Here is a 744-nt window from a genome sequence, read left to right as displayed (position 1 = left end):
GCCCATCGCTGCCTTCCAGGCGCGTGGCGACGATGCGTGCCTCGCCCTCCCCGGCGTGGACGATCTCGCCGTCTTCATTGGTCAGGGTGTCGGCAATGTCGAGCGACAGGTCGCCGGCGGTTTCCACTCTCCCGTGGGTGTTGTCGAGTTCGCCCGCTCGCACGTTCAGTTCACCGCTGGCGGCACTGATCAGGCCATCGCTGTTATTGAGGCCGACGGCGGTGACATCGATACGCTCCGCCAGCCATTGCCCCTGAGTATTATCCACGTATCCAGTGGCCACCAACGTCAGCGCATCGCCAGCGATCAGGTCGCCCTGCCGGTTATCCAGGTCACCAACGTCCAGCCTGACATTATCCAGTGCCTGCAGGGTACCGGCGGTATTGGTCAGTTCACCGGCAATAATATCGAGTCCGGCATTGCTGGCAATCTGCCCGCTGGTATTGTCCAGCGACTGCCCTAAGGTAAGACTCAGGTCTCGGTCATCGCCGGTGTGCAGCATCTCTCCCTGGCGATGGCTCAGGTGATCGGCAGTCAGGGCGAGGGACTCGGCGCTGGTGGTGGCGCCGTCGAGGACGATCTCGCCGCCATTTAGCGAGAGCTGACCTTGGCTGACAATCAGCCCATCGCTGCCTTCCAGGCGCGTGGCGACGATGCGTGCCTCGCCCTCCCCGGCGTGGACGATCTCGCCGTCTTCATTGGTCAGGGTGTCGGCAATGTCGAGCGACAGGTCGCCGGCGGTTT

1 protein-coding gene is annotated in these 744 nt (G+C 63.3%); it reads right to left on the bottom strand.

The annotated features are described in order from the left end of the window. On the bottom strand, positions 1–744 hold a 744-nt coding region (locus HP566_RS03975), incomplete at both ends, for a hypothetical protein (protein WP_249975965.1).

The sequence above is a fragment of the Vreelandella olivaria genome (assembly GCF_023507745.1).
In the GTDB taxonomy this organism is placed as follows: Bacteria; Pseudomonadota; Gammaproteobacteria; order Pseudomonadales; family Halomonadaceae; genus Vreelandella; species Vreelandella olivaria_A.
The sequence above is the reverse complement of the archived record's forward strand: the minus strand, read 5'-3'. Positions and strand labels throughout refer to the sequence as shown.